The 1,623-nt window shown below is 70.2% G+C and carries 3 protein-coding genes and 1 pseudogene; all 4 read left to right on the top strand.

Annotated features, from left to right (window positions below; translation table 11 throughout):
• Positions 1-245, top strand: a pseudogene (locus FOE67_RS29735) (hypothetical protein); the annotation flags it as partial.
• Positions 242-640: a roadblock/LC7 domain-containing protein gene (locus FOE67_RS25160; RefSeq protein ID WP_182667116.1), complete on the top strand. Its 399-nt coding sequence runs from the start codon at positions 242-244 to the stop codon at positions 638-640. The pseudogene FOE67_RS29735 and the gene FOE67_RS25160, both read left to right, overlap by 4 nt.
• Positions 637-1,017 carry a DUF742 domain-containing protein gene (locus tag FOE67_RS25155; RefSeq protein ID WP_182667115.1) on the top strand — a complete coding sequence of 127 codons (381 nt, stop codon included), beginning with the start codon at positions 637-639 and terminating at the stop codon, positions 1,015-1,017. Before FOE67_RS25160 ends, FOE67_RS25155 begins: the two co-directional genes overlap by 4 nt.
• Positions 998-1,591, top strand: coding sequence for a GTP-binding protein (locus FOE67_RS25150; protein WP_182667114.1), 594 nt, complete (start codon positions 998-1,000; stop codon positions 1,589-1,591). Before FOE67_RS25155 ends, FOE67_RS25150 begins: the two co-directional genes overlap by 20 nt.
• Positions 1,592-1,623 lie beyond the last annotated feature (32 nt).

Below are 1,623 nucleotides of genomic sequence, written 5' to 3'. Positions count from 1 at the left end.
CCCCCACCCCCACCGACGCCGCCCGCGAGCCCGCGCAGGTGCCGACGAGGACCGCCGGAGGGCTGCCCCGGCGTCGCCGCACCGCACCGGCACCGACAGACACCGCGACCCGCCGCGACGGTGCCGCCGGCAGTTCCCGCCCTCCCGTGGAGGCCAGTGCGCCCATCGGCGCCCTCTTCCGCGGCACCAGTGCCGCCCGCGCCATGCCCAACAGCTCCGAGACACCCCAGAAGGATCAGCGATGACTTCCGAGAACCTGCGTTGGATGCTCAATCAGTTGGCAGACCGCGAGGGGGTGCGAGACGTGGTGCTGGCCTCCAGCGACGGTCTTCCTCGGGCCTGCTCCCAGGGCCTTGACCGAGATGACCTCGACCGCTTCGCCGCCGGACTGTCCGCGGTGTGCTCCACCGGTGCGGCCCTGGGCGAATTGGTGTCCGACAGCCCGGCCGACTGGCGCCAGACGATGATCGAATTCGAACGCGGTCTGTTGCTGCTCGTCCGGGGCGCCGAGAACTCCCTTCTGGGAGTGATCATCGAATCGGGGTCCGAGGTCGAGCAGGTCGCCTACCACGCACACGAACTCGCCTCCCAGATGGGGCAGGCCCTGACCACCGCACCGCGCCGGGCCGATCAGCAGTGACCCCCCGCCGCCAGCGGCGGGACCTGGTGCGGCCCCATGTCATCACCGGGGGCCGCGCCTCTCCCACCCGCAACACCCACCGCCTGGACCTGATCACACTGCTCGTCGCGGTCCCCGGCACCCCCACCACCGACCTGGGCCCCGAAGAGCGGCGCATCGTCACCTTGTGCCGGGGCGGACGCCTGGCTGTGGTGGATGTCTCCGGACGGCTCGGGCTGCCGCTGACCGTCACCCGGGTGCTGATCGGAGATCTGCTGGACTCCGGCCACCTGGTGATCCACACCCCCCTGCCCACCGGCGCCCCGGCGGCGGAGAAGGACACCGATCCGGACGTCGAGATTTTGGAGAAGCTGCTTCATGGCCTCCGCGCCCTGTGAAACCTACCTGAGCGACAGCGTGCAGACCGCGGTGAAAATCCTGGTCGCCGGCCCTTTTGGAGTCGGCAAGACCACTTTCATAGAAGCGGTCAGTGAGATCAGACCTCTGCGCACCGAGGAGACCATGACCACGGCCGGCGAGGGCGTGGACACCCTGATCGGCCTGAACGACAAGAGCACCACCACCGTCGGCCTGGACTTCGGGCGCCGGACCGTCACCCCGGATTTGGCCCTCTACCTGTTCGGAGCACCCGGCCAACCCCGCTTCCGGCACCTGTGGGGCTCCCTGGCCCTGGGCGCCTACGGCGCCCTGGTGCTTGTCGACGTCCGCGACCTCGGGGCTTCCTTCACCGCGCTGGAACTGGTGGAGAGCAACGGCCTGACCTATGCGGCGGTCGTCAACACCTTCCCCGACTCCGCCAACCACCCCGAGGAGGAGGTGCGCGAGGCCCTCGACCTCGCCCCGGGGACCCCTCTGCTGACCTGCGACGCCCGTGAACCCCGCTCGGCCCACAACGCGCTGATCGGGCTGGTGCGCCATCTGCTGGAGACCCGACGACTGGAGCCGAAGTGAGCCTCACACCCCCCGGCTGCCCCGCCCACACC

This window comes from Streptomyces calidiresistens, from assembly GCF_014141525.1.
GTDB lineage: Bacteria > Actinomycetota > Actinomycetes > Streptomycetales > Streptomycetaceae > Streptomyces > Streptomyces calidiresistens.
The sequence above is the reverse complement of the archived record's forward strand: the minus strand, read 5'-3'. Positions and strand labels throughout refer to the sequence as shown.

Coding starts and splice junctions, on each gene's coding strand:
- FOE67_RS25150 (WP_182667114.1), top strand. CDS start 998: ATGGCCTCCGCGCCCTGTGAAACCTACCTGAGCGACAGCGTGCAGACC.
- FOE67_RS25160 (WP_182667116.1), top strand. CDS start 242: ATGACTTCCGAGAACCTGCGTTGGATGCTCAATCAGTTGGCAGACCGC.